We start from the raw sequence: 7,112 nt of genomic DNA on the forward strand, positions 1-7,112 counted from the left end.
CGCCGACGTCTTCCGGCCCACCGCCGTGGTCACCACCGAGGGCGTGCCCTGGGTCTTCTTCGGGCGCCGTGACGCCGGCGGCGCGACCGTCTGGGGCACTCGCTGGTCCGCGGCCGACGGGTGGGGTGAGCCGGAGCCGGTCTCCGACACTGACCAGCCCTCCTTCAACCAGGAGGCGGTCGCCCACGCCGACGGCAGCCTCGAGGTCTGCTGGCAGGGGCGGCAGGGCGAGCGGTTCGCGATCTTCGCGCGGCGCTTCTCCGGTACCGCCTGGGGCGCCACCGAGGCAGTGAGCGTGGGGTCGGAGGCCAACGTGTGGGACCCCACCCTGGCGGCGTTCGAGGACGGGACCACGGCCTATGGCTGGTCGGAGTACGTCGGCGGGTCCTACCGGGTCGTGGTCCGGCGGCGCAGCGGTGACGGCGGGCTGGGGGAGCCCCGCGCGCTCACCGCGGGCAGCGACTACGCCCTGCACCCCCAGCTCGCGGTGACCCGCGACCAGCAGCTGTGGTGCGCCTTCGACCTGATCACGGTCACCGGCCACGGCGGCAGCGGGCCGACCAAGCTCCGGCCCGCCGCCGAGGTCGGCGCCGACCCGGCCGACGTCGAGGGGGTGCGGCCCGGCGGCGAGAGCGTCCCGCCAGAGCTCCTCCCCGACGTCCAGGCCTCCATCCAGGTCGTCGCCATCACCGACACCGGCGTGGTGGCCGCCCCCGGGGAGCTGGCGCCGCGCCTCGACGTCGTGCCCACCGCCCTGCCCAAGCTCGTGGCCACCGACGACGGCGGGCTTGCCGTGGCCTACCGGGTGCACCGGCGGCTGCCCCTAATGACCTACTACTGGGAGGTTGCCACCCAGGTCCTGGCCGGGGACGGATGGCAGCCGCCGACGACGTACAGCGGCACGGACGCCGGCCTGGAGGAGGTGGCCATCGCCGCCGCCGACGGCGGTGCCGTGGTCGTGGCGCAGACCGACGCCCGGCTGCAGGTGGCGCTGGACTGGACCGAGGGCTTCGGCGGTCGGGAGTGCCCGTACCTGCACGAGCACCACGGCGAGATCGTGTGGCACGGCGTCCACGGCGTGGGCACCGTCGTGCTCGGACGGACCGACAGCGCCGGCGCCGTCCCCTCCGCCTCCGCCGGGCAACCGGCCACCCGGATGCACGCCGGGGACCGGCCGGAGGCCCGCCGCTGGGCCGAGCCGGTCCAGCGCCGCACGGAGCGCTACAGCGTCCGGTCCGGGGACCGGGAGCTGCGGGTGTACTGGGGCGACCTGCACCGGCACTCGCTGGTCAGCCGGTGCACCGCCGGTGACGACCCGTCGCTGGAGGACTTCTACCGCTATGCCTGGGACGTCTGCGAGTACGACTTCTGGGCGGTCACCGACCACGCGGAGAACTCCTCGGACTACCAGTGGTGGTCGATCCAGAAGATCGCCGACCTCTTCCACATCGACCAGCGGTTCGTGCCGCTCTACGGCTTCGAGTGGACCTCGGCCGCCCATGGCCACCAGAACGTCATCTACGGTGACGTCGAGCGCGGCGCCCCGATCTTCTCCGCGTTCGCAGCAGGCAGCACGGACCCGGCGGGCCTGTGGGACGGGCTGGAGAAGCATCCGCAGTACCCGGCGGTCACCATCCCGCACCATCCCGGTGCGGCGATGGTCTACAACGACTGGGACTACCACCACCCCTCCTACAGCCGGTTGTGCGAGATCTTCCAGGCCTGCCGCGGCAACTACGAGGCGCTGGGTGCCTTCCGGTCCTACTCCGATGCGACCCGGGAGGGGACCTTCACCCTCGACGGGCTGTTGCGCGGGCACCGGTTCGGCTTCGTCGCCTCCTCCGACCACGGCCACGGTGCCAGCTATGTCGGGGCGTACGCGGAGTCGCTGGACCGCGCGTCCATCTTCGAGGCGCTACACGGCCGGCGTACCTTTGCCGCTACCACCCGCGACGTGCTCATCGACCTGCGCCTCGGCGACGCCATGGTGGGTGAGGAGGTGACGCTGGAGGGGGACCGGACGTTCACCGTGCACGCCGAGGGCTACACCGACGTAGCGCGGGTAGACCTGCTTCGCGACGGCGAGGTGGTGCACGCGACCGAGCCCGGCCATCCGGTTCCCGACGGGCAGGTCTCCGTGCCGCTGCGGATCGAGTGGGGCGGGGCCCAGGACACGGTCCGGTGGGACGGCCGGATCAGCATCGCGGGCGGCCAGGTCGTGCAGACCCCCTACTGGAGCCCGGACGTCGTCGCGGCGTCAACCACCGAGGTCGCCTGGGCCAACACGACGCACAGCTACGGGGAGCCGTACGGCTCACAGCGCGGCGGCATCGAGCTCACCCTGGTGGGTCCCGAGGAGGCGACCGTCTCGCTGCGGACCGAGGAGGGGGCGGGGTACGACGTCGCGCTGGCCGACCTGGTCCGGCAGCCGGTGCACCCGGTGGCTGTTCCGGACGGGCACCTCCGGCTCGAGCCCGGATTCGGCGGCCTCAGCAGCCTCGGCACCACCTCGATCGACCTCAGCTGGACCGACCCGGCGCCGCCGCGCGACCGGACGGCCTTCTACTACGCACGGATCGTCCTGGCCGACGGCGAGATGGCCTGGGCCTCGCCGATCTGGGTGTCCTGACGCGCCTGCCCGAGCGAGGCCCTCGTCTCGCGGCCGCCTGCAGGTCAGCGCCAGTAGAATCCCCGGGCATGTGCCGTGGTCAGTCCATCCTCCCCGGTCCTGCCGCGTGGTAGGTCACCAGCTGCCGCAGGAGGACGGTTACCGGGTCGAGCCGGCAGCGAGACGGGACGGCCGCGCCGTCGTGGAGGTGCTCGCCGAGTCCTTCAGTGGGTACCCGTGGACGTCCTGGATCGTGCCGGCCGAGGGGCACGGGCAGCGATTGCGGGCGTTGTTCGACCTGACCGTGACAGCGATCGCCCTTCCGTACGGCGACGTGTGGGTGGCTCGGGGGCCCGGCGCGGGCGCGACCATCGTCGGTGGGGTCGTCGTGCTGCGTCCGGACCGGCAGGTGCCGCCGGAGGTGTGGGAACAGGCGGGTGCTGCCCAGGCGGACGTGATGGGCGATCGGCTGGCGGCTGCGACACAGGCAGAGGCCGCCTGCGCCGGTCTGCGTCCCGCCGACCCGCACCTGACCGTGGCGACGATGGCGGTGCACCCCCGCCACCGTCGGCGCGGCGTGGCGAGCGCGCTGCTGCAGCCGGTCCTCGCCCTCGCCGACGAGCTCAGGTCGCCCACCTACCTCGAGACCTCCTCGGAGGGCAACGTCGCGTTGTACCGGCGGGTGGGTTTCGCCGTCACCGGGCGCGTGGACATCCCGGACGGTGGCCCGTCGGTGTGGGCGATGCGTCGTGAGGCACGCGGCACCGGTGCGGACGAGCCACCGGGCTGATCTGGGAAGGGCTCTCCCGCGCGCGGCGGGCCGACGCGGCGCACCGGTCCCGACCGACGGACCAGGAGGGTGAGCGCGATGAGAGCCGTGATCAGCGCGACGGCCGCCGCGGCCAGGAAGGCCGCCGAGAACCCGGCGGGGGACAGGGTGGCGGCCTCGGTGGGGGCTGCGTCGCTCGCCGAGATGGCCACGGCGGTGAAGGCGGCCAGCCCGAGCGAGGCACCCACCTGTGTGCTGGAGCTGGCCAGACCCGAGGCCAGCCCGGCTCGCTCGGTGGGCATGGCCGCCGCGATGACCATGGTGGTCGGCGTGAAGCTGAGGGCGACGCCGGTGGCGACCAGGAGCAGGCCTGGCAGCACGTCGCGCAGGTAGAGCATCTCCGCGGGGGTGCGCAGCAGGGATACGTGCCCCAGGGCGAGGATGACGAGCCCGAGGGCCATGCTGCGCTCGGGCCCGAGAGCCGTCAGGACGCGCGGGAGGACGAGCATCGAGACGGCCAGGCCGGTGAGCGAGGTCGGCAGCATGGCGAGGCCGGCCGCCGCCGGTGCGAGCAGCATGGTCTGCTGCAGATAGAGCGCGACCAGCACGAAGGTGGAGGCGCGTGCCGCCCCGCCGAGCACTGCCACCACCACCCCGGCGGAGAGCACCCGGGAGCGAAAGATCACCAGCGGTACCAGCGGGTCGGGGACGATGCGCTCTACCCGGACGAAGACGACCAGCAGGATCAGGGCGGCGCCCGTTGCCGCCACGACGTGCGGCGACGCCCACCCGTGGTCGGGCAGGCTCAGCGCGGCGTGCGAGAGGGCGATCACGGCACCCGAGATCGTGGCCGAGCCCACCACGTCGAAGCGGCGCCCCCGGCCGGTGCTGTCCGTGCCGTCCAGCAGGAGGGGCCCGATCACCACGGCCACGGCCGTCAGGGGCATGGTTGCGAAGAACACCCATGACCACCCGTGCGTCTCGGTGAGCAGGCCACCGGCCACGACGCCGGTGGCTCCGCCCAGGGTGGACGCGGCGCCCCAGGCGCTCATCGCTCGCACTCTGGACGCGCCGGGGAAGGTGAGGAGCAGCAGGGACATGGCGGCCGGGCTGAGCGCCGCCGCACCGGTGCCCTGGACGAGCCTTCCGACGACCAGGGCCCCCTCGCCGTTGGCGGTGCCGGCGACGAGGCTGCCGACGGTGAAGACCCCGGCCCCGAGGACGAACATCCGCCGTCGGCCGACCACATCGGCGGCACGCCCCGCCAGGAGGAGCAACCCGCCGAACGCGAGCACGTAGGCGTTGACGACCCACGCCACCCCGCCGGGACCCAGTGCGAGGTCGCGCTGGATGGAGGGCAGGGCCACGTTGACGATCGAGGTGTCCAGCATGACGACGAACTGGGCCGACACGAGCAGCACCGCCGCGGCCCGGCGCCGGAGCCGGGCGCGGTCCGAGGGCCAGGAGCGGGCCGACCCTCGCCGGTCGAGCTGCGGGTCGACCCCGGCGGGTGCGGCGCTCACCGGTTCTCCTCGCTGTTCTCGCCGTGGACCAGAGGCAGGTACGCCGCGGGCGCCCACCCTGCCAGGACCTTCGGACGAAGGGTGGCGCCGAGCCGGCGGTAGAAGCGCTGGGCACCGGTGTTGTCCGGCTCCATGCCCCAGACGACCAGCAGCTCCTCGGCTGCGACGGTGCCGGCCATGGCGATGAGCAGCTGCCTGCCCAGCCCGTACCCGCGCGCGTGCTCCCGGACGAAGACGTCGTCGACGGCCAGCAGCTCCGTCCCGCTCCACAGGTGCAGCCGGCGGGTCGCCGAGACGTAACCCAGCGCGTGGCCACGCTGCTCGGCGAGCAGCACGGTGACGTCGTCGCGGCCCAGCAGGTCCTGCCAGCCCTCAACCGTCACCTGGACATGCTCGAGGTCGCCCTCGAGCTCGGCGATGGCGAGCACGAGCGCGTGCACCGCGGCGGCGTCGGCCGGGGTGGCGCGACGGATCGTCACGGCAGCCGCGGTGCTGCAGGGAACGTTGGTGGCCGTGGTGGTGGTCATGACTGTCCTCCTGGTGAGTGGAAAGCAGGGGTCCTGGTGTCACGGTCCCGCCGGTGCCCGACTCTTCGCGCCGGTGGAATCACCGGGGTTGCTCGGTCGGGCACCGGCGGGTGGTGGGGGCTCACTCGGCGGTGACCGCCCGCAGGACGTCGATACGGGTGGCCCGCCGTGCCGGGAGTAGACCGGCCAGCAGCCCGGCCGCGAGGGCGACGGTGACGACCACGGCAAGCCGGCCTGTCGGCAGGGCCACGGCCAGCGGAGCGTGCTGGCCCAGCGCGCCGACGGTGGCTGCCCCCATGCCGACCCCCAGGCCGAGCCCGAGGAGGCTGGCCAGGGCGGCGATCAGGACTGCCTCGGCCCGCACCATCCAGCTGACCTGGCGACGTGAGGCGCCGACGGCCCTGAGCAGACCGATCTCCCTCGTGCGTTCCGAGACCGACAGGGCGAGGGTGTTGGTGATGCCCAGCAGGGCGATGGTCATGGTGAGGACGAGCAGCACCGTCACCAGACCGAGCACCTGCTCGACAGTGGCGCCCCGGGCTGCGGCCGCGGTCGCCTGGTCCCTCACGTCGGCGGTCGGGTGGTCCACCAGCGCGGCCTCGACCGAGGCCTTCGCTGTCTCGACGTCGACGTCGTCGGCCACCGTGAGCAGGACGCTGGCGTCCAGGTCCTCCCTGAAGTGCTCCGCGTAGGTCTCCAGCGAGACGAACCAGCTGGTGGACAGGGCCTGGGCGTCGAGGGGGTCCAGGATCCCGACGACCTCCAGCTCCTGCTCGCCGGTGTACGAGAAGGTCATCGCAACCGTGTCACCGACCACGAGGTCACGTTCGTCGGCGACGGACTGCGCAACGACCACGCCACCCGTCTGCAGCGCGTCCAGGGAGCCCGCCGTGAAGTCCAAGCTGGTGACCGCTGTCACCGTTGCCGGGTCGATGGCCGCCAAGGCGCTGGTCGTGCCGTCGTCGAGCCAGTGCCCGTACCGGACGCGGGACGTCACGAGCACCTCGGGCAGCTGGTCCACCTCCTCGACGACCTGCGGTGACAGACCGCCGAGCATCTCCGCGCGTGAGCTCTCGATGACCAGGTCGGCGGTGACGGTCTCGCGGTAGGTCCCCGACAGGCCCTGTTGGAGCGAGGTCGCCACCACGGTCATGAAGGCGATGAGCGCCAGGCTCAGCGCCAGCGCCATGGCGGTGGCGGTGGTGCGGCGCGGTGCTCGAGCGGCGGACTGGCGCGCGAGTCGGCCGGGCAGCCCCATCCCGGCCAGTGGCGCACCGACCAGCCAGGCCAGCACCGGCGTGACCACCGGACCCTGCAGGGCGACGCCGACGACGGTCGCGACGGCCGCGGGGGCGAGCACGAGCGCGGGTGCGCCCGCCAGGACCGCTCCCGTCCCGGCGAGGCCAGCCACCAGTGGCAGGAGCCTGAGACCGACACCCAGCGGGCTGCGGGATGTGGCACCTGGCGACACCTCGGCGGAGTCACGCAACGCCTCGACCGGAGCGACCCAGGCGACCCGACGTGCCGCTCCGATGGCGGCAACGACGGTGACCAGCAGGCCGAGCCCGAGGGACACCGCGACGGTGGAGGCTGAGACGACGGTTGGTCCGTCGGGCAGGGCGGTCCCGAAGGCCGCGCTGAGGCTCCGCAGCCCGTCGGCGGCCAGCGCCCCGAGCGCGATCCCG

The 7,112-nt window shown here is 73.4% G+C and carries 4 protein-coding genes and 1 pseudogene; 2 read left to right on the top strand and 3 right to left on the bottom strand.

Annotation, left to right across the window (positions count from 1 at the left end; genetic code table 11):
• Both GFJ45_RS14340 and GFJ45_RS14345 read left to right on the top strand, forming a co-directional pair.
• The coding region (locus GFJ45_RS14340; protein ID WP_153398391.1) for a DUF3604 domain-containing protein at window positions 1-2,629 on the top strand (2,629 nt) is incomplete at its 5' end.
• Window positions 2,630-2,735: 106 nt separating this feature from the next.
• Window positions 2,736-3,398 (top strand): GNAT family N-acetyltransferase, encoded by a 663-nt coding sequence (locus tag GFJ45_RS14345; protein ID WP_228387088.1) that lies wholly within the window; start codon window positions 2,736-2,738, stop codon window positions 3,396-3,398.
• Window positions 3,399-3,619: 221 nt separating this feature from the next.
• Here the strand turns inward: GFJ45_RS14345 and GFJ45_RS16845 are convergent.
• From GFJ45_RS16845 to GFJ45_RS14360, 3 genes and pseudogenes are all read right to left on the bottom strand, one after another.
• Window positions 3,620-4,957 (bottom strand): annotated as a pseudogene (locus tag GFJ45_RS16845) (MFS transporter); the annotation flags it as partial.
• Entirely contained in the window at window positions 4,897-5,427 is a 531-nt protein-coding gene (locus tag GFJ45_RS14355) for a GNAT family N-acetyltransferase (RefSeq protein ID WP_153398395.1), read from the bottom strand. The gene GFJ45_RS14355 and the pseudogene GFJ45_RS16845, both read right to left, overlap by 61 nt.
• 121 nt (window positions 5,428-5,548) lie before the next feature.
• On the bottom strand, window positions 5,549-7,112 hold a 1,564-nt coding region (locus tag GFJ45_RS14360), incomplete at its 5' end, for an ABC transporter permease (protein ID WP_153398397.1).

It is taken from the genome of Ornithinicoccus halotolerans, assembly GCF_009602535.1.
Lineage (GTDB): Bacteria > Actinomycetota > Actinomycetes > Actinomycetales > Dermatophilaceae > Ornithinicoccus > Ornithinicoccus halotolerans.

Coding starts and splice junctions, on each gene's coding strand:
- GFJ45_RS14355 (WP_153398395.1), bottom strand. CDS start 5,427: ATGACCACCACCACGGCCACCAACGTTCCCTGCAGCACCGCGGCTGCC.